Here is a 21,660-nt window from a genome sequence, read left to right as displayed (position 1 = left end):
TTTGCCCCCTACGCACTACACGGGTGAAAACTGCGCTTCGCGGGCGTGGCCGGAGGCGGATTTGGCGAGAGAGGACAAGTGCTGGACCAGCTGACGGCAATCGTCGCGGTCGGTCAGCCATTGTTTCCTGTCTGTTGTCGAGAGGGTGTTGAAGGCGTCCGCATAGATTTGCGGGGTCATCTCCGCAAACAGGGCGGCAAGATCGTCAGCGTCGGCATTCTGCAGGACAAAGCCGATACCACGCTTTTCGATGAAACGCGCAGTTTCCGTGCCGGCAAGTGCAATCGGCAGGGTGCCATAAAGGCAACCCTCATAAAGCCGGTTGGGCAGAAGCCAGCTCGAATTCTGGCCTTCCTCGAAAAAGTCGATCGCCCAGGTGAACTGCACCTCGTTATAGATGGCGGCGAGGTCCTCGGGGTTCTTGTAAGGCCCGTGGAAATGCACATCCGGGGCGGCGGCTACGAAACCGTCGAAATCTGAAAACTCCGAATAGGCCGGCCGGCCGCGCAGGATGATTTCGACCCTGCCTTCCATGCGTCCGGCAAATTCGGCAAGGATTTCAAGTGATTTGCGGCAGCGAAGCGCGCCGAACCAGCCGATTTTCCACGGCTCGCCGGGGGCGGGCGGGCGCGGTTGCGGGGCGGCGGCAACGGCGGTGTCGAGCGCCAGCACCTTGTTTTCCTGCAGCAGGACGGGAAGGTCGAGGCCCGACACGGGCTTGAAATAATGCTCCACGAAGGCCGGAGAACTGGTGATCAGCAGCTTCGCGTCGCGGGCGAAATAACGCTGGGCGGCATTCAGCATCTGCCCGGGCTTGCCCTTGTTGAGAAGCAGGCGGTGAATGTCGAGACATTCATAAACCAGTGCCGGCTGCCCGGCATAGATCGACATGGCCCGCTTTGCCAAAGCCAGCATTTCCAGGTTTCTGGCAAGAATGACATCGGGCGCGGGGATGTCGTTCAGGGTTTTGCCCAGCGAGAGGCTGGCTTTCGCCACCGCCGCCATACGCTGCAGAAACTGCCCGTCGGCGGTTTCCCCGAGCACAACGGGCACGACGCCTTCAATCTCCGCCAGCCGGTTCTGCCCGCGCCGGAAACCGGCCAGCGTGACCCGTGCCCCGCCCGCAAGCAAGGTCAGCACCCGCCGACGAATGGCGGGGTCCGACAGATCATGCGCGAGATAAAGAACATGGGTCATGCAGGGTTCCGGTTGGTTTCATGCGTCAGAGACGCCGCAGCTTAGGTTTTGGTGCAAAAAATCGGAGCGGTTCAAAAATGCGGTCAGTTAAGGGCGCAGGCGATGGACTCTGGAAACTGGCATTTGTCACCGAGCGCCGTGAAGGCAAACCGGTCAACGATCATTTGTGATGGTCCCGCATAGGAGAACCGGCCCATCCAGTCCTTCAGCGTGTCGGTGCCCCACAGGCTGAAGAAAATCTTCTGGGCGTTCTGGGGGATTTTCGTCTCGTCCGTCACTTCATGGACGAGCTTGCCGTTGACGTAATAACGCAGGCGTTGCGGCTCCCAGACGAAGGCGTAGTCGTTGAAGCCGGCATCGGCGCCGCCTTCCACAGGCACCAGCTTCTCATTACCGCCCTTGGCGGAAATATACTGGTTCAGCTGCACCTTGCCCGTGTTCTTGCCGAGAACCTCGAAGTCGATTTCATCGTGCGGCTTCTTGTCGGTCGGGCCGATATAGGTGAAGAAGGCGGAGTTCAGGCCGGAGCCGGTGGCGGCCTTCATCCGTGTTTCATAGGTGCCGTAGCGATAACGCCCCTTGGTCTGGATTTCACCGCAGGCGAAGTTGCGATCACCGGCCTTGGCTTCCTCGAAACCGAGCGTGAGCTGGCCGTTTTCCACCGTTGCCAGCTTCTTCGACCAGGTGCAGTTCTGATGCGCGCCGTTGTTCCAGCCGTCGGAAACGTACCAGAAAGATCGGTCCATGGAATCGAAGTTCTCGATGAAGGACGTGCCGTTGCCTTCCTGCGCGTGGATCGGCGTTGCAAAAGCTGCGGCCGAAAGGGCCGTGGCAAGAAGAATGCGTGTCTGAACGGGGGTGACAAATGTTGTCATTGGTTCACCTCTGTCGTTGCGAATAAACTGTTTCGGATGTGGGCGGGCCGATCATGGAGGCCCGTTTGGTCGCAAAATCGGTCATCGTCTTGCGTTTGCCGTTGCGGCTTCCGGTGAGCACGGAATAGACGGCCGGTAGATATTTCCGCGTCTGCGCGTTGCTGATGATCAGAATGACAAAGGCGGAAAGTGTCGCGGTGATATAGAAGGCGGGATAGAAGTCCGGCCCGCCCTTGTTCCAGACCATCCACATGATGACGAGCAGGGGATAGTGGGCGCAGAATATCCAGAAGCTCAGGCTGCCGGTTTCGGCAAGCCGCTGGCCAAGCCGGCTGCGGATCAACAGCGCGGAGGATGCCCAGAAGCCGAGCGCGCCGAAGACGGCAAGCAGATTGCGCGACATGTTGAGCCAGAAGGTGAATTCCGGCCCGGTGAAATAAAGTCCCGTCGCCAACATGGCCGAGGCGACAAAGGTCAGCGCCATGATCGGCACGGCGTAGGGGTCGAGCGCCTTGACGTCGATACGGTGGAGGGCAAGCGCGATACCGAGCGAGAAGCTGAAGAGAATGGATTTCTTCTGGACGATGAAGATCGTCAGGTCAGGCATGGCGGTGATGAAGAGCAGGATGGCGAGGGTCGGCAGTGCGAAGCGGCGCATCAGAAAGGCGAGCACCGGCGACAGCAGGATGCAGACGAACAGGTCGCGCAGGAAATAAAGCGGCACATTTACCGGCAGCTCTTCGAGTGCGGTTCCATGGCTGATGATTTCACGCGGGCTGGCATTCCACAGATCGGGGAAATACCCGATGCCGACATCGAAGAGCTGGATCAGCAATACGGCCGCAAACAGCGCGCCATTCCACAGAAGGAAAGGCAGCAGCACGGTTTTTGACTTGGAGCGGATCGTCGCCGGATAATCGAACCCGCTCATGCCGCGGCGAAACAGCAGATAGCCGGAAATGGCGCTGAGACAGGGAACGCCGATGCGAAACAGCGCATCGCCCAGAAAAACCCGCAGCCAGTCGAAGAAGCCGTAAAGGCCAAGAAACGGGCTGGTCTCGGCATCGTGCGGCACATGGACGAACACGATTCCTGATATCAGCAATATGCGCATCAAGTTGATACGGGAGGATAGGTTCTGATCGACAGTCACATCAGTCACCCCTATTGGGCGGCGTCCACCCACGCCGCGTTGCAACCAGAGCGAACGTAAGCCCGCACTGGAAAGTCTGGTTTCGACTTTGGGATAAAATGTGGCGACGCGGGAAAAACACAAGATTAGATTTTGCGGGTGAATGTCTGGCGTCAGCGCCATTTCTTCGCTGAATGGAAGTCAAATAATTGAAATAACTGCAATTTTTACAAACTCACACATCGTTAAAAATCGCTGAAGCGTGTGAATTTGTCATTTGCCGTGATGTTGCGCTGCAAAAAGACGGCTGACTTGACCTCGCCGCGGTGAATGAAAACCTCGCGGCGAGGGCGCTTAACGGCGGAAATGAGGCGCATTTTTCCGCTATATTTCTAACCTTGGGTTGCAGTGTCCCGCATACGCCGCGATTTGACCATGCCTAAGATTTTCCCAAGCAGCGCGCGTTCGGTGAGCAGGATCAGCACCCCGTAGATGACGCCGCCCACGGCTGCGCCGATGAGAACCTGAAGGGTGGCACTGGGAATGCGCTCAGCCAGAACGTGAAGCAGATAACGCACCGCAACGGCCATCACGAGTGCCGCGATCATCGGCCTGCTGCTGACATAAAGGCCGCGGAAGAACGGTGTGTCGCTCGCCTTGAACACCGCCCAGGAATATGCGACCAGCGTTACCGCATTGACGATGCAGAGCCAGACCATGGCGTCGATCAGCGTGCCGTAAAGTGCTGCGAGCCACACTGCCACCGTGGTGACGATGGCGCGGATCGTCGCCGACCAGAACAATACGCGGCCGTAACCTGCACCCTTCAGGTAGGGGATGAAGGTGCTGCATGGTGTCAGAATGGCCTTCGATAGCGCCAGCAGGCCGAGAACCGGCCAGGCATAGGCCCAGTTCTGCCCGAAGATGACAAGCATGGCGGGCTCGGCCACGGCCCAGAGGCCGAACATCATCGGCGCCAAGAGCACGGTCAGAACCTGCGTGCTGAACATCAGTGCATCACGACGGCGCTGCGGATCGTCCATCATGCGGCTGAAGGCGGGAAACAGAACGCCCATGACGGCGGACAGAACCACCTGATTGGGAATGCTGGCGAAACGATTGGAGGCGGAATAGGCGCCGGCATCCGCCAGACCCAGGTGTCGGGCAATGACCACCATCGGTGACTGGAAGGTGACGAAATTGGCGATTTCCGATCCCATCAGCCCCGAACTGAAGCCGAGAAGCGGCACGAGACGGCGCGGTTTCATGACGAAACGCGGGCAATAGCGCGAAACGGCATACAGCCCGACAAGCCGGATGAGGGCGGCGGCGAAAAGCTGGATGATGAGCGCCCAGACGCCGAAGCCGAGAAGGGCGAGCACCACGGCGACAACCGCGGCGATGCTTTCCGACGCCATGCTCCAAAGCGCGTCCTTGCTGAAATTCATGCGCCGGGCGAGCAGCGAATAGGCAACATCGCCAGCAAGCTGCAGCGGAATGAGGAAGGCCATGATGCGCAGCAGATAGGCGCTTTCCACTGCACCTAGCAGCCCGCCGAAAAACTCCGCCCAGATGTAGAGGACGGCAGCCATGGTGCAGGAGATCGCCAGATTGGCCCAGAAGACGGTATGGATCGTTTCCATATCCTCTTCCTTTTCGACGATGAGGGCAGAGGTGAGCCCCGCGCCGGCGATCATGGTCAGAAACTGTACAACCGTTAGTCCTACCGCCACCACCCCGAATTCCTCTGGGGAAAGCAACCGTGCAAGAATGGGGACCGTGACAAATTTAAGCCCGAATGTCCCTGTTTTTGATAAAACGCTCCAGCCGACATTCGTGGTGATGGTCTTTACATTTGGCGCTGGGGGCATACAAGCATCCTGTTTCTGGAGGCCGGCGGGAGGAAGCCGGTTGGGAGTTGCCGATACCATCGGGGCCGCTTTTAGGATCGGGCCCGACACTTCTTGATCAACGCAAGGGGCGAAACAATGGCAAGATTTACTGTCGTCATTCCCTACTACCAAAAGCAGCACGGTATCTTGGGACGTGCACTCGCATCGGTTTTTGCGCAGACTTACCAGGACTTCGATCTTGTCATCGTCGATGACGAATCGCCATACCCGATCGATCAGGAACTTGCGGAAATTTCGCAGGAACAGAAAGACCGGATTATCGTCATTAAACAGTCCAACGGCGGACCGGGCGGCGCCCGCAATACCGGTCTGGACAATATCCCTGATGGCACCGACTATGTCGCCTTTCTGGATTCCGACGATATCTGGACACCTGATCATCTGCGCAATGCTGCCTTCGCGCTTCAGACCTATGGCGGCGAGTGCTACTGGGCCTCAATGCAGGCAAGTGACGAATTTTATTATCATTTCGCCATTTCCGAGCTGGAAAAAAATGAGGGTGCGGCAAGGCTTTCCGAGAAGCCGCTGGTGATCGAACTGCCGGATCTGGCAAGTGTCATGCTGCGCAACTGGAGCTTCCTGCATCTCTCCTGCATGGTGATCGGCCGTCCTCTTTTCGAGAAGATCCGCTTCGACCCGGCGCTGCGTCTGGCGGCGGAAGACGTGCTGTTTTTCTGTGATTCCATCCTCGCATCGAAGCGGACGCTTCTGTGTGATGATGCCGGCGCGATGCGTGGCATGGGCGTCAATATCTTCCACAGCATCGACAATACCTCTCCGGAATTCCTGCGCCAGCAGTTCAATACCTGGGTGGCGCTCGATACGCTGGAGGGCCGTTTTTCACGCCGGCCGGACGATGTCGCCTCCATCGCTTCCTATAAAAACACGGCGCGCAAACAGGCGCTGTGGAGTCAGGCGGGCAATCTGAAACGGCGCAAGGCGCCCGAATTCGGACTGCTTCTGAAATGGGCGATGCGCGATCCCGCACTGCTGCGTGCTGCTTTCGAACTCGGTGCCGGAAAAATCGTCCGCTCGAGATGAGCGAATTCTCGCCCACAAGAATTTATATGTTTTTCACCCAGGAGTGACCTCATGAAACCTTACCACTGGGAATCTCATCACGGCAATTTCGGTGACGATCTCAACCTGTGGCTGTGGGACTTTCTGCTTCCGGGCCTGCGCGATGTGCATGACGATGTCATGCTGGTCGGCGTCGGCACCGTGCTGAACGATGTTCTTTTGCCCGCAAAGCAGCGCAAGCTGGTGATCGGCAGCGGCTATGGTTATGGCGCAGTGCCGGATACCAGCACCGAGTTCTGGGATATTCGCTGTGTGCGCGGCGACAAAACCGCCGCCAAGCTCGGGCTCGCCCCTGAAAAGGGCATTGTCGACCCGGCTGTCATGGTCACCGAGATGCCTGACTTCAAAGGCCTGCCGAAGCTCTACAAGAAGACCTTCGTTCCCCATTGGGAATCGGCGGAATTCGGCATGTGGGAAACGGTCTGCGAACCGGCCGGGCTGACCTATCTCGACCCGCGCGGCGAGGCGAAGGCTGTCATCCGCGCCATCGCGCAGTCGGAATTCATCGTCGCCGAATCCATGCATGGCGCAATCCTTGCCGATGCCTTCCGCGTGCCGTGGGTCGCGGTCAGCACCTCGCCGTCGATCAACAGCTTCAAATGGAGCGACTGGGCCGGCAGCGTGGGTGTCGAATATCAGCCGCGCTACGTGCCGGTTTCAACCCGCGCCGAGGCGGCGAAAAAGGGCTCGCGCTTCTGGGGCATGAGTTTCCCGCCGCCGCCAGGCCCGGTCATTGCCGAAACCGGTTCCGTCTCGGCGCATGGGGGCCCGGCGCATGAGGGCGATGTGCTGGTGCGGCCGCAGGAGAATCAGTCCCGATCGCTGCGCAAACTGGCCAAGCAGGTGCTGGCCGCGCCTTCCACGCTGGCGCTCTGGCAGGCAAGCCGTGCGGAGCCACGCCTCAGCCCGGACGGCCGGCTGGAGGAGCGCAAGGAGCGTTTCGCCGCCGTTCTGGAAACGGTGAAGCGGGACTATCTCTGAGGGTCTAAGATAGTCGGCGGCGGTGCTTCCGCTCGCGCCACGGATAAAGTGCAGCGGCACCTATGCGTTTGGCAAAGCGGAGCATCCGCAGGCCGTCACCCCGGGCTTGATCCGGGGTCCAGCGCGATCAAGTCATTGATCGCGAAAGACTCTTTCACGCGCAGGCGTGCCGTGGCTGGATGCCGGATCAAGTCCGACATGACGGAGGAGGGAACGGCGGACTTGTCGTCGTTCTTGCGCCAGTGGGTTCTACCCTCACGAAACCGGCGTGCCATCCAGCAGATAACGAACATCCCGCACCGGCGGCGGTTTGCGGAAGCGCGCGGTCTTGTCGGTCCAGATGCCGCGCGTGATGGCGGGCAGGGCGGGCAGCCGCGTCAGGGCGTGGCTCAGCGCACCGCCCATGCCCTTCTGATTTTTCGCATCGAGAAAATGACGGAGCTCGAATTTGGCGCGGATATGTTTTTCATGTTCGCGCAGGATCGCCGTTTCCTCTGCCGAGAGCCGGCAACCGGCGAGAATGGCCTTGTCCGCCTCATATAGGCGGCGAAGATCTTCGGTGCGGTGACGGCCGCTCAGCGAGTTGCCGCGCACGATCGCGCCGTAACCGCAATGGCGGATGACCTTGTAACGTGCACCGGCGGCAAGCGCCCGCACGTAAAGTTCGTAGTCTTCGCCAAGCCGCAGGCCGTCGTCATAACGCAATGCATGTTTGTCGAGAAATGCGCGGCGTATCACCGGTTTCAGAAAGCCGGTCTCCCCGCGCTCCACACCGGGCCTGGAAATATTGCCTTCCACAAATTCCGTGAGCGACAGAAACCGGGCCTGCGGTTCGAAACGGACCGGCTGTATGGAGGATGCGCCGGGGACCGATTGCTGGATGAAGGCAATATTGTCGGCCACGAGATCCCAGTCGTCATCGGCCAGCATGGCTGCGAAACGACCCCGGAAAAAGAAGTCGTCCGCATCGAGAATGCTGATCAACGGCGCGGATGAAATCGAGATGGCGTGGTTGCGCGCGGCCGAAGGGCCGCGATTGACATCGAATCGTACGACCCGCAGACGGCCCGTGCCATCATCCGCCGCATGCGCCACATCGCTCGTCGTATCGGTGGAACCGTCGTCGATAACCACGACTTCCCCGACCTCCGGCTCCACAAGGGCGGAGCGGATGGCTATATCGATCGTTTCGGATGCATTTTTCGCAGCGATGATGACGCAAATGGGCTGTGAACCACTCACCATGTGTTGTCCTTCTGCTTTGACCAACCGTCAGGATTTGGCCAGCAGAAAGTGTCAGGCGTGTGGATGCAAGCGATTTTTTTGCGGCGCAATAAAAGAAGCTGCGTAAAAACTCACATATCGGTCAGTTTGGCGCCATGCGGCGGCGGGCTTTTTACGGCGTCCGCCTGTATTGCCTCGGTGCCACGGTCCCCCGCGAAGGTTTCCCGCATGCGCCGTTTTTCCCGGGCGACCAGAACAAGAATCCCAATAAAATAACCGACTTGCAGAATGACCGCACAGATGAGGGTCTGGATGAATGCCGTATAGAAGGAGCCGTGGATGAAATATGTCGCAACCGCAAAGGCAAGCAATGCACCGATCATGCTGAAAAAAACACGAGGTGCATACATGGTGCTCTCCTCCCGAGAACGATTTCTCCATTTTTGACTGCGCTGCGGCATTTTTTTTCTTTGCAAGAAATATACGATGAGACCGGTGCTGTTTCAACACACATATACTTCTTCTAACGGTTGCGGCATGAAATTTCGGTAATCTTGATTGGTAAATTCCTCGGTAATTGCTGACTTCCCCCGATCGGGGCTGCCTTACCATGCGATTCCATGCTTTTGAGAGGCATAAAAGCCTTCTCTTGCGGCCATTGCTCGCTGTCTTACATCCTCTGCAGACTTCGTTAACCATCTCGCCTTTAAAAAGTCGGTATTGATTCCTCAGCAAGAGCAAGGTGCCCGCGTGACAACGAGTTCAGAAGTAATCGCCTTTCCGGCAAAGAACCGTATTGCCGACGTTAAACGATGTGCAACCATGCTCGACCGGCTACATGGTGTGGAGGCGAATGATTTCTGGCGCAGGGAGTGCCGTGAACTGGCCGCCTATCTGACGGAACTCGGTTATGAGGACGCTGCCATGCGGCGTGAAGTCATGGAGTTTCAAAATGCGGTGCAGGCGGAATTGTGGGCGGGTGACGCCACGCCGGAAGCACGCCGCGACAGCCATTGAGGCCTCATCGGTTTCCATAAAAAAGCCGGCGGGTGACAGACCCGCCGGCTTTTTTGTTCGTGCCCGTTTGATCAGGAGGCGCCGGCGCCGCGTGTGCGGGCAACGCCGTCAAGTGCCGGCTTATATTTCGGGTCGAGCCGGGCCGCATGCCCATAGGACTTGGCGGCCTTGGCCATCTCGCCGCGCCGCTCATAGACGAGCGCCTGGTTGGCCCAGGATTCTGCCACATTACCGTCAAGCGAAATGGCGTGGTTGAAATCCGCGAAGGCGTTTTCGTCGTCATTGAGTGCGACGTAAGAAAGACCGCGGCCATTATAGGGCTCCGGCGATGTCGACGACAGCGAGATCGCCTTGGAGAAGTCTTCGATGGCCTGGGCATGCTGGTTGCGCAGCTGGTAGATCAGGCCGCGATTGTGCCAGGCGCGTCCGTCGGTGGTTTCAAGCTCGATGGCGCGGGAGAAATCGTTGAAAGCCTCGTTCACGCGTCCGGACTGGCGGTAAAGATTGCCACGGCCGATCAGCGCCACGTCATAGCTCGGATTGATCTGCAGGGCGGCGTTGTAGTCCTGCAAGGCCTGCTGCTGCTGTCCGCTATTGCGGTAAACCAGCGCGCGGTTGGCATAGGCCTGGTAAAAGCGCGGGTTGAGCTGCAGCGCCTTGTTGAAATCTTCGATGGCGCGGCGCGAATCACCGGCGCGGCCGTAAGCCGAACCACGGACGTTATAGCCTTCGGGATCCTGCGGATTGGCGTTGATGACCGAGGTAAGCGAGGCGATATTTTCCTGCGAACCCTGGGCGCGGTCGATCCTGAACACATCTTCCGTCTGGTTGGAAGTCGCGCAGCCGGAAAGACCGGCAAGGACGGTACAGACGACCAGAGAAGCGCGGAACCCTCTGTTGTTTTTCAATGGCACCCGGCGCGTGGAGGCATCGGAGTTTTTCACAACACAGGCGTCGACAGCGATCATTCGGTGTGGGTTCCCTCGCAGGCCGGTCTCACGATCGTTCTCAAGAACATTCTCCGGCCACAAACACAAAGAGCGGCGGCGAATTGATCGCCCCCGCCCAACAAGCATTCAAAAACGTCCAAAAGACGGCCTATTAACGGCCTGCGCGGGGGCCTGCAACCAGACCTTCGCGCTGTGCACGCTTGCGTGCCAGCTTGCGAACGCGGCGAACGGCTTCAGCCTTTTCGCGGGCGCGCTTCTGGGAGGGCTTTTCGTAATAATCGCGCATTTTCATTTCACGGAAAATGCCTTCGCGCTGCATCTTTTTCTTCAGGGCGCGGAGCGCCTGATCAACGTTATTGTCGCGGACTAGTACCTGCACGTTAAACCCGTTCCTTTAGTTTGGTTATCTTGCTGTGTGAATAAAGGCATTCACACGCAAACAAAAAATGGTTCGTCCGGCTGTCGAGCTGGGCGATTGGTGACGTGCAATAACAGATCATTTGCAGCAAGTCCAGCCGCTAGCGCATAATCAACCAGCAAAATGCGGCCTGCCCGGAATTCCGCCTGCGATGTCGAAACAAAATCATTGCGACGTCGCAAAATGAATATTGCCTCCCATCCCGATTTGCCATGTGTATGATACGGGCCGGAACTATGTTTACGGCCTCTGGCCGGTTCTTGAGGAGCAGACTGCGAATGCGCAAATATTCCGTTTTTGCCGTGGCGCGTGAGGCGTTGCGGGGTCATAAAGGGTGGGATGCGCAATGGGCTTCACCCGAGCCGCGCAAGGATTATGATGTCGTCATCATCGGCGGCGGCGGGCATGGGCTCGGAGCGGCCTATTACCTTGCCAAGGAACACGGCATTACCAATGTCGCAGTTCTGGAAAAAGGCTGGCTCGGCGGCGGCAATACCGGCCGCAACACCACCATCATCCGCTCCAATTATCTCTATGAAGAGAGCATGGATATTTACGAGCATTCCCTGAAACTGTGGGAAGGCTTGAGCCAGGATCTCAATTACAACGTCATGTATTCGGCGCGCGGCGTGATGATGCTGTCGCACAATATCCATGATCGGCAATCCTTCAGCCGCCATATCAATGCCAACCGTCTTTATGGCATCGACAATGAGTGGCTGACGCCGGAGCAGGCGAAAGCCTATTGCCCACCACTCGATATATCCGGCAATGCGCGTTACCCGATCAATGGTGCAGCCCTTCAGCGCCGCGGCGGCACGGCCCGCCACGATGCGGTGGCCTGGGGTTATGCGCGCGCGGCTTCAGACCGTGGCGTGCACATCATCCAGAATTGTGAGGTCACGGGCATTCGCCGCGGGCCTGATGGCGCGGTGACGGGCGTGGAGACCAATCGCGGTTTCATTGGCGCGAAAAAAATCGGCGTTTCCGCCGCCGGTCATTCCTCGGTCATCATGAAGATGGCGGACGTGCGTGTTCCTCTGCATTCCAACCCGCTGCAGGCGCTGGTGTCGGAACCGCTGAAGCCGATCTTCCCCTGTGTCGTCATGTCCAACACGGTGCATGCCTATATTTCGCAGTCCGACAAGGGCGAGCTGGTTATCGGCGCTGGCACGGACCAATATAACTCCTATTCGCAGACCGGCGGCCTGCAGATCATCACCCACACGCTCGACGCCATCTGCGAGCTGTTCCCGATCTTCCGCCGCGTCAAGATGATGCGGCAATGGGGCGGGATCACCGACAACACGCCTGATCGTTCCGCTATCCAGAGCGTGACGCCGGTGCAGAACCTCTTCGTCAATTGCGGCTGGGGCACGGGCGGTTTCAAGGCGACGCCGGGTTCGGCCAATCTCTTCGCGCATCTCATCGCCCGTGGCGAACCGCATCGCCTGGCGGCCGGTTTGACGCTTGACCGCTTCCGCACCGGCCGTCTTATCGACGAGGCTGCCGCTGCCGCGGTGGCGCATTGATGCTGGCGGCGGCGGCTATGCTTGCGCTCAATATATCTGGCGCGGCTGCAGCCGTGCCCGCCGGCAGCGTCATTCCCGAGGCTAAGGATTTCCGCAGCCAGAAGATTGCGAAAATGCAGGGTGAGAAAGACTGGCCCTTCGTGGCGGAAAAGGGCCTGCTTCTCTGCGCGCCGAGCCTTACGACGAAGATGGTTTATTTCGTCGGCGAGCAGGACGACGGTAAGCAGGACTACCCCTTCGCGATCGACACCGACATGATGGCGGTTGCCATCGTCAATATGGGCCGGGCCTCGGCGCTGAGGCCATTCGATAATTTCGAGCAACTTTTAAAGCGGCTTTCTCCGTTCGTTTCGATGGGCAGACGGCTGTGTGACCAACCCGCCGGAACAGCGCTTCCGGAAAATTCTCTCTAGGTGGAGCGACGATGCTTCTGATCCATTGCCCCTATTGCGGGGAAGACCGTTCCGAACTGGAATTCCGCTGGGCGGGCGAAGCCCATATTGCCCGGCCGGAAAACATCGCCGATATTTCCGACGAGGCCTTCGCGGAGTATTTCTTCATCCGCGACAATGACAAGGGCCTCGTTTTCGAGCGCTGGCGTCACATTCACGGCTGCGGCCGCTTCTTCAACGCCGCCCGCGATTCGGTGAGCGACAAATTCCTGATGACCTACAAGGCGGGTGAACCGAAACCCGATGCTGAAACGGTCCTTTCCGCAGAAAAGGGAGCCGGGAAATGAGCGGCGATTATCGTATCAAGGGCGCTGGCCGTCTGACCCCCGCCAGAACCGCACGCTTCACCTTCGACGGCAAGATCTATCCGGCGCTGGAGGGCGACACGGTCGCGTCAGCGCTTCTGGCAAATGGCGTGCATCTGATCGGCCGCTCGTTCAAATATCACCGGCCGCGTGGTTTCCTTTCCGCCGGACCGGAAGAGCCGAATGCGCTGATCGATGTCTCACGCGACAGCCTGCGCAAGCAGCCCAATGTTCGCGCCACGGTGCAGGAGGTTTTCGACGGCGCCATCATCGCCTCGCAGAACCGTTTCCCGTCGCTGTCCTTCGATCTGAACGCCATCAACGACGTTCTGTCTCCGATGTTCGCGGCCGGTTTTTATTATAAGACCTTCATGTGGCCGAAGGCCGCCTGGCACAAGATTTACGAACCGCTGATCCGCCGCGCCGCCGGTCTCGGCAAGGCGCCGAGCGAACCGGATGCGGATCATTATTCCGGCCGTTATGCCCATTGCGACGTGCTCGTCGCCGGCGCCGGCGTTGCCGGCCTGACGGCGGCGCTTGCTGCTGCAAAGACCGGCGCCAGCGTCATTCTGGTGGACGAGAATGCCGAAGTCGGCGGTGTGCTGCGCTTCGATACCGGTGCGGTCATCGACGGTCTTTCCGGTTATGAATGGGCGCAGAAGGTCTTCGCCGAACTGAAGTCTCTGCCCAATGTGCGGGTTCTGACGCGCACCACCGCCTTTGGTTATTACAACCACAATTTCGTGGCGCTGGCCGAGCGCGTGACCGACCATCTCGCCACGCCCGCCAGACACCAGCCGCGTGAGCGGCTGTGGCAAGTGCGTGCGAAGAAGATCGTGCTCGCGGCGGGCGCAATCGAGCGCCACATGGTCTTCGCTAACAATGACCGCCCGGGCATCATGCTGGCTGCGGCCGCCCGCACCTACCTCAACCATTATGGTGTGGCCGTCGGCCATAATGTCGGGGTCTACACCGCCCATGATTCGGCCTATGAGACGGCCTTCGATCTCAAGAAGGCGGGGGTGAAGATCGCCGCCATCGTTGATTGCCGGGAGAACCCGGATCAGCGCCTGCTGGACGAAGCACGGGCGCTCGGCATTGAAGTGCTGGCGGGTCACAGTGTTTACAACACCGCCGGCCGCCTGCGCGTCTCCTCGATGACCGTTGGCCGCAATGGTGGCGCCAACAAGCGCAAGATCGCCATCGATGCGCTTGTCGTTTCCGCCGGCTGGACACCCTCGGTGCATCTCTTCTCGCAATCGCGCGGCAAGCTGAAGTTTGACGCGGCTAACCAGCGCTTCCTGCCGGATATCCATGTGCAGAACTGCGTTTCCATCGGCGCCTGCAACGGCACGGATGATCTTTCCGCAATCATTGCCGAGGCAGCAGCTGCCGGCGGCGGTTCTGTGGCGTTTTCCGGCGAGAATGCGCGCGCCTGGACGGGCGGCATGATCGGTACTGCCGAAGGCGCGGGTGAGGGCACCGGCGTCAAGGCCTTCATCGATTTCCAGCACGATGTCTGCGCCAAGGATATTCGCCTTGCCGTGCGCGAGGGCATGCATTCGGTCGAGCATATCAAACGCTTCACCACCAACGGCATGGCGTCGGATCAGGGCAAGATGTCCAACATGCATGGTCTCGCCATCGCATCGGAGGCGCTTGGTCGGGATTTGCCCAAGGTCGGCCTCACCACCTTCCGCCAGCCCTATACGCCGGTCACCTTCGGCACGCTCATCAACCATTCGCGCGGCGCGCTGTTTGACCCCACACGCAAGACGCCGATGCACGAGGAAGAGCTTGCAGCCGGCGCGGTGTTCGAGGATGTCGGCAACTGGAAACGCGCCTGGTTCTTCCCGCGGGCGGGCGAGGACATGCATGAGGCGATCAACCGCGAATGCAAGACGGTGCGTGAGAGCGTCGGCGTGTTCGATGCCTCCACGCTCGGCAAGATCGAGGTGGTTGGCCCGGATGCGGCGAAGTTCCTGAACCTCATCTACACCAATGCCTGGGATACTCTGAAACCCGGCCGCTGCCGTTATGGCATCATGACCCGTGAAGACGGTTTCGTTTACGATGACGGTGTTGTCGGCCGTCTTGCCGAAGACCGGTTCCATGTCACGACGACGACGGGCGGCGCGCCCCGCGTTCTCCAGCACATGGAAGATTATCTCCAGACCGAATTCCCCGATCTCGACGTCTGGCTCACCTCGGCAACCGAACAGTGGGCTGTCATTGCCGTGCAGGGGCCGAAGGCGCGGGAAGTCATCGCGCCCTTCGTTGAGGGTATCGATCTGTCGCCGGAAGCCTTCCCGCATATGGCGGTAGCCGAAGGCAAGTTCTGCGGCGTGCCAACGCGCCTCTTCCGCGTCTCCTTCACCGGCGAACTCGGCTTCGAAATCAATGTGCCGGCCGATTACGGCGCCGCCGTCTGGAGTGCGATCCGCGACAGGGCGGAAGCCGTCGGCGGCTGCCTTTATGGCACCGAAACCATGCATATCCTGCGTGCCGAGAAGGGTTACATCATCGTAGGGCAGGATACAGACGGAACGGTGACACCTGACGATGCCGGGCTTGCCTGGGCCGTTTCGAAAAAGAAGACGGATTTCGTCGGCATTCGTGGCCTGAAACGCCCCGATCTCACGCGCTCCGGCCGCAAGCAGCTTGTGGGCCTTAAGACGAAGGACCGGCTGACCGTTCCGGACGAGGGCGGCCAGATCGTCGTTGATCCGAACCAGCCGAAACCGATGACCATGCTCGGCCATGTCACCTCCGCCTACTGGTCGGAAAATCTCGGCCATTCCATCGCTTTTGCGCTGGTGGCGGATGGCAGGGCGCGCATGGGCGAAACACTCTATATTCCACTTGCCGATAAAACCATTGCCGTCGAAGTGACCGACATGGTCTTCCTCGACAAGGAAGGAGCCCGTCTCAATGGCTGACATGCTGCACGCAAAACGCAAATCCGTGCTTGAGGATTTTCACGGCGGCTCGCCCTTCGTATCGCTGAAGCCTGCTGCTTCCGCCTCGCGGCTGTCGCTACGCGCACGGGAAAGCGCCGTACCGGCGCTGTCCGAAGCGCTCGGTCTTGCGCTGCCCACCAGCCCGAAGAGCTCCGTCACCTCGGGCCTGCGGTCCGCCCTGTGGATTGGGCCGGATGAATGGCTGGTGATCGATCAGGGCGAAAGCGACCTGATGGCAGCGCTCGCCAATGTTTCGGGCCTGTTTTCGGCAACCGATGTTTCCCACCGTAACACGGCCGTCATCGTCTCCGGCGCTGGCGCGGAAGCAGCGCTCAATGCCGGCTGCCCGCAGGACCTTTCTCACGCAAAATTCCCTGTCGGCGCTTGCTCACGCACCGTCTTCGGCAAGGCGGAAGTGGTGCTGCTGCGCACCGCGGACGATACGTTCCGGGTGGAATGCTGGCGCTCCTTTGCCGAATATGTCGGCGGGCTGCTACAGGAGGCGGCGGCGGACGTGGCGGTTTAGACTCTTCACGCGCTTTAAAAAGAGAGCGGCTTATATCTGTCTGAAGACATGGAGTTTTTAAAGCCAAAGTCAGGCAGGGTGTTTAATTTAGAGGGTTTGGACATATGCAACGCCGGCCTCCAGTGCATCTTTGAACTTTAGGCGTTGACGATAGCTGGCAAGAAAACCGGCTTTTACGGCATTTCCGCGCTCGTCCGGCGTGCCGTGGTGCCCGGGATTATCAACTGCGTGATCTCCCACGCTGAATTGTGCCTGGGCGATAACCGCTGCCGGGAAATTTGCGTTATCTAGCTTGCGGTTGCCCGCAAAATATCCCGCTAGATAGTCCGCATGTAACTCTATTCTTTTTACGGTCGGCTGCCCGCGCAATCGGTCGTCTATTCCATATTTATATTGTGCGATATGCCCAAACTCATGAGCGCATACGGCTGCGATGTAAGCGGCGGGATAGGCTGGCTGATTGAGAAATTCCTGTAGAAAACGTAGGCCAAAAAGAACCGTACCGTCCGAGCGCCCCATATAGTTGGCTGAACTGGCATAGGCATTTTTCCCCTTCGCGTCGTCGAGATAAGTGAAGCCGGGCAGGACATCGAAAAGATTACTGAGATAGTTCAGCGTCTGCGCCAGCGCGTAGTCGAAGTCTTTGTCTCCAGACGTGGCGATTGGAGCCTGGCCGTCGACGTAGGAGAACTCCATCGTTTTGTTATCCGTTTCGGATGCAATCTCCGAGGCGGTTAGCGTGCATCCGTTATATGTCTGGCATCGGCATATCCCGGGTAGTGCGAGGCTTGCGCCGCATCCGACAATAAGACTGCGTCTCGTAATCATGGCGTTCACCTCAGGGGCAAAGTTCGGGAAATTTTTGACAGGCCTGATTATCCGAAGGTGGTTTTGGCACCGGATTCGGTGTGGGATTCGGGTTGGGATTGGGATTTGGCGTCGGATTCGGATTCGGATTCGGATTCGGATTCGGGTTTGGATTTGGGTTTCCACCAGGCACCGAATTGAACTGAAAATTCTCAAATCTCTGCGTCATTTGAGAAAATGCAAGCTGCCAATCCGCATATCCATTCTGATGAACGGTCCGGCAAGTCAAAAAACTGCCCAACGGAAGTACATTTTCCCCGCCTATCATAACGTTATGAACAGGTCCAAGTTGTACTAGGGGTAGATAGCGACCTGTTCCACCAGTTTGTTGAAAAATTGCAAATAATGCATGCTGCCCAAATGCAGATTGCAGTTGTGGCCCTCCCATCTGCAGTAAGGTGGCAATGTTTGCGCACGCATTCATGGCGGCTTGCGATCCCATTTGTTGCTGGGCGAGCGCCGGGGTCGAAATTAACGTCCAAAACATAAGAATATTTATGATTTTTGGGGTTTTGATACGCAATTAGAATCCCCCTCTAGATAAGGTCTCAAGAAGAGGAGCATGGTTGTATTCATTTTACAAGTACTAGTTGGATTTTGGGCAATCTCTTCGTCTAAATTTTTTGCCCTTATTTCCAGCCCCGCCATTGCACCCATCGCCCATGGAAATCGGCGCGGCCAATTTCCTGCTTCTCGCCGGTCGGCCAGATTTGCAGGGTAATGGCGGCACTGCCGGACGTCGTATCCGCCTCCATTTGCAGGCGGGCAAGCGGGGCCTCCAGCGTGGCACGGGTTCCGGCCTCGGCGATCAGTGCCTCGCCTGCCTGTTTCAAGGGATCGGGCAGATATTGCCAGGCGACGGTATGATAGACGACGTGGGCAGTACCCGGATATTGCCTGGCAAGGCGGCGTTTCAGCCAGTCTACGGCGTCGGCCTTTTCGACCTGCAGGCCGTTCTCCACCGCGATCCGCAACGCGGCGGCGATGCGCTCCAGACGGTCGGTCTGGTCGGCCCAGACATAGGACATCAGGCGCAGACGATCCTCGGCCGATGACGGATCGAGCGGGTTGAGATCGCAGCCGGCGCGCTCGATAACCTCGATCCGCCCATGGGGTGGGGTATTGTCGCGCCATTCTGGTGACAGGATAACATCGGATTGTTCGCCCCAGGTGAGTTTGCCGAGGTGATATTGGTAACGGTCGAATTGCAGGTTGAGGCCGGCGCTGGCTCCCACTTCGGAAAGCACCAGCGGTTTGCCGGTCAATTCCGCAATCGAAAGAAAGCCCGGCAGCAGCACGGCGGAACGGCGAACCTCGTTGGTCTGCGGTGGTGATTTCAACCTTTCAAGGATGAAGGCGGAATGAAAACGTAGGGCGCTGGCGCAAGCCTGCCAGAGAGCCTCCTCGTCTTCCGGCGGGATATCGACAAGCGGCGCGATCTTTTCCTTGATGGCAAGCGCATGCAGGGCGCCCGCCAACCGCAGGGGAACGGAATCGCCTGAGGGGCCGACATCGCCGGGCCAGGATAAAATCCGCTCGCCCACCTCCGTCTGGCGGTCGAGCCTTGCTGCCACCGCGCGGCATAGCCGTGCGGTAAAGGGCGAGCCAAGGCTGTCGCAGGCTCTTGCCTGCACGAGAAACGCATTCCTTACGGCGTCGTCATGCATGCGCTCTCTCCCTTGCGGTGGTTTCAGGCGTCTTGCGGCCTGTCCTCCGGGTTGAACTGGCTGATGGTGGTCCAGCGTGCGGTAAGCGCCGGTTTTTTCTCGTTTTCGATTTCCACCGTCACGTCATAAGTCGTCATCAGCATGGCGGCCCCGCGAAAACGCGCTTCCGCCAGCGTGAACCGGCCACGCACCCGCGCGCCGCTTTTGACCGGCGTGACGAAACGGATGGCATCGAAGCCGTAATTGATGCCCATGGTCTGTTCGCGAATGCGGGGCAGGGCATCGTAATTCAGGGCCGAAAGCAGGGAGAGCGTCAGGAAGCCATGGGCAATGGTGCCGCCGAAGGGGCTTTCCGCTTTGGCGCGTTCCGGGTCGGTGTGGATGAACTGTTCGTCCAGCGTCGCTTTTGCGAAGGCATCAATCATCGTCTGGTCAACGGTGATCCAGTTGGAAACGCCCATTTCCGTGCCGACGCGATCCTTCATTTCCGCCAGCGCAATTTCTTTTGTCATGTTACCTCGTCCGCATTGTTTCCCGCGACTTATACGGCTCGTGACGCGAAGGGATCAACTGCGCAGATAAAACACCACCGAACGGGCGGGCAGGAAGGCGGGATTGCCGAAATCCGTACCTATGGCGCGCCAGCCATCACCCGGCAGGGTGAAGGGAACGATCTCGCGGCCGCGATTGATAAGAACGGCAAGCTCGGTATCCTCGCCGGTCTCCCGGTCCGGGGTGGAAAGCAGCATGGCGAAGGCCTGCGCATCCGGTCTTTCCCAATCTGCTGTCGTCATCGGCTCTCCAGCGGGGGCAAGCCATGTCACATCGCCCCTGCCGGAAAAGAAGCCTGTCTCAGAAAACACGCCGAAACGTTTGCGCAATGCGGCAAGAAAGGCCGCGTGGTCGATCAGTTCGGGGACAAGCGATGACCAGTCGACCCAGTTGATCTCATTGTCCTGGCAATAGGCATTGTTGTTGCCCTGCTGGCTGCGGCCGCCCTCGTCGCCCGCCGTCAGCATCAGGGCGCCGCGGCTGACGAAAAGCGTGGAAAGCAGCGCTTTCACATCCGCAAGCCGGGCGGCGACAATGGCGGGATCATCGGTCAGGCCTTCAAAACCATTGTTCCAGGAATGGTTATCATTATGGCCGTCGCGATTGCTTTCGCCGTTCCTTTCATTGTGCTTGCGTTCATGGCTGACAAGATCGAACAGGGTAAAACCGTCATGGGCGGCAAGGAAATTGACGCTGCGGCTTCTCGCGCGGCCATGCCGGGAAAAGATCGGCGATGAGCCGGACAGCGCATTGGCCAGCGCCCCGGTCGTGCCGGCATCACCACGCCAGAAACGGCGCATGTCGTCGCGGGCGCGATCGTTCCACTCGAGGAAGCTTTCAGGGAAATTGCCGAGCTGATATCCGCCGGGACCGATATCCCAGGGTTCGGCGATCAATATCCGGTCGTAAAGCGCCGGGTCCGAATGCATGGCGGCCAGCGTCTCGCTCGCCATGTCGAAGCCGGCGGCCGTTCTCCCGAGCACGGGCGCGAGATCGAAACGGAAGCCGTCCACACCGGCATTCAGAACAAAATGCCTGAGGGAATCGACGATGAGCTGGCGAATATAGGGATGGTCGCAGGCAACCGTGTTGCCGGTGCCGGTATCGTTGACCAGCACGCCCGGTTTTCCCTGTGGGTGACGGAAGGCGGTGAGATTGTCGAGCCCGCGCAACGACAGGATCGAGCCCTCGATATCGCTTTCACCCGTATGGTTGAAGACGAGATCGAGAATGACGCCGATGCCTTCCGCATGCAGCGCCGCAACCGTATCTCGCAATTCCCGCACGCCGCCGGGGCAGAGGCGCGGATCGAGCGCCATGAAGCCGACGGGATTATAACCCCAGGCGTTGGAAAGGCCGAGAGGCGGCAGGTGGCGCTCGTCGATCCAAGCGGTGATCGGCATCAATTCCACCGCATCGACGCCGATTTTTTTCAGGTGTGCGAGAATGGCGGGATGGGCAAGTGCTGCGACGGTGCCTCTGATGTCTTTCGGCACCTCGGGATGCAACTGCGTGAAGGATTTGACGGCAAGCTCATAAATCAGCCCGCCTTCGGCAAAATGCGGCTGATGGCGCTTGACCGGTTCGTGCTCAGAAAGGATCGCCTTCGGCATGATCCCGCCGGTCTCCGCGCCAAAGGTGTAAAGCGCCGGATCGTGCCGGAAGGGGCGGTCGATCTCCGTGGCATAGGGATCGAGCAGCAGCTTTGCGGGATCGAACCAGAGGCCGTGTTCAGGGGCGTAAATGCCGTGAGCGCGAAAGCCGTATCGCGTGCCGAGGCCGACGTCGGCGACGATCAATCTGTGAATATCGTCTTCGCCGCGCACCATCGGCAGGCGCGCCGTTTCTTTTTCGCCGGTTTTATCGAAAAGGCAGAGATCGATCTGGGAGGCATGCCGGGAATAGACCGTGAATTCCGTTCCGTTTTCCGTCTGGATTGCGCCTTTGGGGAAAACGGAAGTTGTCTGCATGGTCTGTCTCTCCGGGGATGGTGTTTCTCTCCCAGAACGGAA

The 21,660-nt window shown here is 59.0% G+C and carries 21 protein-coding genes; 8 read left to right on the top strand and 13 right to left on the bottom strand.

The annotated features are described in order from the left end of the window. Positions 1–15: 15 nt before the first annotated feature. From AC5I5B_RS25205 to AC5I5B_RS25190, 4 genes are all read right to left on the bottom strand, one after another. A complete protein-coding gene (locus tag AC5I5B_RS25205) occupies positions 16–1,197 on the bottom strand; it encodes a glycosyltransferase family protein (protein ID WP_112958448.1) in 1,182 nt (393 codons plus the stop codon). An 83-nt stretch (positions 1,198–1,280) separates the two neighbouring features. Continuing rightward, positions 1,281–2,072 (bottom strand): endo-1,3-1,4-beta-glycanase ExoK, encoded by a 792-nt coding sequence (gene exoK, locus AC5I5B_RS25200; RefSeq protein WP_111834587.1) that lies wholly within the window; start codon positions 2,070–2,072, stop codon positions 1,281–1,283. A 4-nt stretch (positions 2,073–2,076) separates the two neighbouring features. Then, the gene (locus AC5I5B_RS25195) at positions 2,077–3,225 is read right to left on the bottom strand and encodes an acyltransferase family protein (protein ID WP_111834590.1); all 1,149 of its coding nucleotides are present in this window, start codon (positions 3,223–3,225) and stop codon (positions 2,077–2,079) included. Positions 3,226–3,596: 371 nt separating this feature from the next. Beyond that, positions 3,597–5,075 (bottom strand): lipopolysaccharide biosynthesis protein, encoded by a 1,479-nt coding sequence (locus tag AC5I5B_RS25190; RefSeq protein WP_060723448.1) that lies wholly within the window; start codon positions 5,073–5,075, stop codon positions 3,597–3,599. Positions 5,076–5,192: 117 nt separating this feature from the next. On the opposite strand from AC5I5B_RS25190, the gene AC5I5B_RS25185 reads away from it, so the two are divergent. Further along, positions 5,193–6,158, top strand: coding sequence for a glycosyltransferase family A protein (locus tag AC5I5B_RS25185; protein WP_107677763.1), 966 nt, complete (start codon positions 5,193–5,195; stop codon positions 6,156–6,158). A 51-nt stretch (positions 6,159–6,209) separates the two neighbouring features. Further along, positions 6,210–7,178, top strand: a complete 969-nt coding sequence (locus AC5I5B_RS25180; RefSeq protein WP_080867078.1) for a polysaccharide pyruvyl transferase family protein — start codon at positions 6,210–6,212, stop codon at positions 7,176–7,178. Positions 7,179–7,433: 255 nt separating this feature from the next. Here AC5I5B_RS25180 and AC5I5B_RS25175 read toward each other — a convergent pair whose 3' ends face one another. Together AC5I5B_RS25175 and AC5I5B_RS25170 are read right to left on the bottom strand one after the other, a co-directional pair. Further along, entirely contained in the window at positions 7,434–8,423 is a 990-nt protein-coding gene (locus AC5I5B_RS25175) for a glycosyltransferase family 2 protein (RefSeq protein WP_111834585.1), read from the bottom strand. A gap of 110 nt (positions 8,424–8,533) precedes the next feature. Next, entirely contained in the window at positions 8,534–8,812 is a 279-nt protein-coding gene (locus tag AC5I5B_RS25170; protein ID WP_003508530.1) for an exopolysaccharide production repressor protein, read from the bottom strand. Positions 8,813–9,152: 340 nt separating this feature from the next. Here AC5I5B_RS25170 and AC5I5B_RS25165 point away from each other — a divergent pair, with 340 nt between their 5' ends. Continuing rightward, the gene (locus tag AC5I5B_RS25165) at positions 9,153–9,419 is read left to right on the top strand and encodes a DUF6074 family protein (protein ID WP_020812422.1); all 267 of its coding nucleotides are present in this window, start codon (positions 9,153–9,155) and stop codon (positions 9,417–9,419) included. A gap of 71 nt (positions 9,420–9,490) precedes the next feature. Here AC5I5B_RS25165 and AC5I5B_RS25160 read toward each other — a convergent pair whose 3' ends face one another. Both AC5I5B_RS25160 and rpsU read right to left on the bottom strand, forming a co-directional pair. Continuing rightward, on the bottom strand, positions 9,491–10,387 hold the full coding sequence (locus AC5I5B_RS25160) for a tetratricopeptide repeat protein (RefSeq protein WP_003508539.1): 897 nt from the start codon (positions 10,385–10,387) through the stop codon (positions 9,491–9,493). A gap of 133 nt (positions 10,388–10,520) precedes the next feature. Beyond that, complete coding sequence (rpsU, locus tag AC5I5B_RS25155; protein WP_003508541.1) at positions 10,521–10,748, bottom strand: 30S ribosomal protein S21; 228 nt, start codon at positions 10,746–10,748, stop codon at positions 10,521–10,523. Positions 10,749–11,065: 317 nt separating this feature from the next. On the opposite strand from rpsU, the gene AC5I5B_RS25150 reads away from it, so the two are divergent. The 5 genes from AC5I5B_RS25150 to AC5I5B_RS25130 are packed head-to-tail and all read left to right on the top strand — an operon-like array spanning position 11,066 to position 16,562. Continuing rightward, on the top strand, positions 11,066–12,319 hold the full coding sequence (locus tag AC5I5B_RS25150) for a sarcosine oxidase subunit beta family protein (RefSeq protein ID WP_003508543.1): 1,254 nt from the start codon (positions 11,066–11,068) through the stop codon (positions 12,317–12,319). Positions 12,320–12,321: 2 nt separating this feature from the next. After that, positions 12,322–12,732 carry a hypothetical protein gene (locus AC5I5B_RS25145; protein ID WP_035213317.1) on the top strand — a complete coding sequence of 137 codons (411 nt, stop codon included), beginning with the start codon at positions 12,322–12,324 and terminating at the stop codon, positions 12,730–12,732. 11 nt (positions 12,733–12,743) lie between these two features. Further along, complete coding sequence (locus tag AC5I5B_RS25140; protein WP_020809520.1) at positions 12,744–13,058, top strand: sarcosine oxidase subunit delta; 315 nt, start codon at positions 12,744–12,746, stop codon at positions 13,056–13,058. Continuing rightward, positions 13,055–16,015, top strand: a complete 2,961-nt coding sequence (locus AC5I5B_RS25135; protein WP_111834583.1) for a sarcosine oxidase subunit alpha — start codon at positions 13,055–13,057, stop codon at positions 16,013–16,015. Before AC5I5B_RS25140 ends, AC5I5B_RS25135 begins: the two co-directional genes overlap by 4 nt. Then, positions 16,008–16,562, top strand: a complete 555-nt coding sequence (locus AC5I5B_RS25130) for a sarcosine oxidase subunit gamma (protein WP_003508555.1) — start codon at positions 16,008–16,010, stop codon at positions 16,560–16,562. Before AC5I5B_RS25135 ends, AC5I5B_RS25130 begins: the two co-directional genes overlap by 8 nt. Before the next feature lie 87 nt (positions 16,563–16,649). Here AC5I5B_RS25130 and AC5I5B_RS25125 read toward each other — a convergent pair whose 3' ends face one another. From AC5I5B_RS25125 to glgX, 5 genes are all read right to left on the bottom strand, one after another. After that, a complete protein-coding gene (locus AC5I5B_RS25125) occupies positions 16,650–17,258 on the bottom strand; it encodes a hypothetical protein (protein WP_003508557.1) in 609 nt (202 codons plus the stop codon). A 142-nt stretch (positions 17,259–17,400) separates the two neighbouring features. Then, complete coding sequence (locus AC5I5B_RS25120) at positions 17,401–17,952, bottom strand: hypothetical protein (protein ID WP_212318572.1); 552 nt, start codon at positions 17,950–17,952, stop codon at positions 17,401–17,403. Between the two features lie 106 nt (positions 17,953–18,058). After that, positions 18,059–19,096: a DUF2332 domain-containing protein gene (locus AC5I5B_RS25115; protein ID WP_111834582.1), complete on the bottom strand. Its 1,038-nt coding sequence runs from the start codon at positions 19,094–19,096 to the stop codon at positions 18,059–18,061. A 23-nt stretch (positions 19,097–19,119) separates the two neighbouring features. Further along, positions 19,120–19,608, bottom strand: a complete 489-nt coding sequence (locus tag AC5I5B_RS25110) for a MaoC family dehydratase (RefSeq protein WP_003508562.1) — start codon at positions 19,606–19,608, stop codon at positions 19,120–19,122. A 54-nt stretch (positions 19,609–19,662) separates the two neighbouring features. Continuing rightward, positions 19,663–21,618 (bottom strand): glycogen debranching protein GlgX, encoded by a 1,956-nt coding sequence (gene glgX, locus AC5I5B_RS25105; RefSeq protein ID WP_111834581.1) that lies wholly within the window; start codon positions 21,616–21,618, stop codon positions 19,663–19,665. Between the last annotated feature and the right edge of the window lie 42 nt (positions 21,619–21,660).

The sequence above is a fragment of the Agrobacterium sp. genome, assembly GCF_059499945.1.
Note: the sequence above shows the minus strand (reverse complement) of the source record. Positions and strands in the feature narration are given on the sequence as shown.

Coding starts and splice junctions, on each gene's coding strand:
- AC5I5B_RS25160 (WP_003508539.1), bottom strand. CDS start 10,387: ATGATCGCTGTCGACGCCTGTGTTGTGAAAAACTCCGATGCCTCCACG.
- glgX (WP_111834581.1), bottom strand. CDS start 21,618: ATGCAGACAACTTCCGTTTTCCCCAAAGGCGCAATCCAGACGGAAAAC.
- AC5I5B_RS25150 (WP_003508543.1), top strand. CDS start 11,066: ATGCGCAAATATTCCGTTTTTGCCGTGGCGCGTGAGGCGTTGCGGGGT.
- AC5I5B_RS25180 (WP_080867078.1), top strand. CDS start 6,210: ATGAAACCTTACCACTGGGAATCTCATCACGGCAATTTCGGTGACGAT.
- AC5I5B_RS25110 (WP_003508562.1), bottom strand. CDS start 19,608: ATGACAAAAGAAATTGCGCTGGCGGAAATGAAGGATCGCGTCGGCACG.
- AC5I5B_RS25140 (WP_020809520.1), top strand. CDS start 12,744: ATGCTTCTGATCCATTGCCCCTATTGCGGGGAAGACCGTTCCGAACTG.
- AC5I5B_RS25115 (WP_111834582.1), bottom strand. CDS start 19,096: ATGCATGACGACGCCGTAAGGAATGCGTTTCTCGTGCAGGCAAGAGCC.
- AC5I5B_RS25175 (WP_111834585.1), bottom strand. CDS start 8,423: ATGGTGAGTGGTTCACAGCCCATTTGCGTCATCATCGCTGCGAAAAAT.
- AC5I5B_RS25170 (WP_003508530.1), bottom strand. CDS start 8,812: ATGTATGCACCTCGTGTTTTTTTCAGCATGATCGGTGCATTGCTTGCC.
- AC5I5B_RS25125 (WP_003508557.1), bottom strand. CDS start 17,258: ATGGAGTTCTCCTACGTCGACGGCCAGGCTCCAATCGCCACGTCTGGA.
- exoK (WP_111834587.1), bottom strand. CDS start 2,072: ATGACAACATTTGTCACCCCCGTTCAGACACGCATTCTTCTTGCCACG.
- AC5I5B_RS25130 (WP_003508555.1), top strand. CDS start 16,008: ATGGCTGACATGCTGCACGCAAAACGCAAATCCGTGCTTGAGGATTTT.
- AC5I5B_RS25205 (WP_112958448.1), bottom strand. CDS start 1,197: ATGACCCATGTTCTTTATCTCGCGCATGATCTGTCGGACCCCGCCATT.
- AC5I5B_RS25135 (WP_111834583.1), top strand. CDS start 13,055: ATGAGCGGCGATTATCGTATCAAGGGCGCTGGCCGTCTGACCCCCGCC.
- AC5I5B_RS25190 (WP_060723448.1), bottom strand. CDS start 5,075: ATGCCCCCAGCGCCAAATGTAAAGACCATCACCACGAATGTCGGCTGG.
- AC5I5B_RS25185 (WP_107677763.1), top strand. CDS start 5,193: ATGGCAAGATTTACTGTCGTCATTCCCTACTACCAAAAGCAGCACGGT.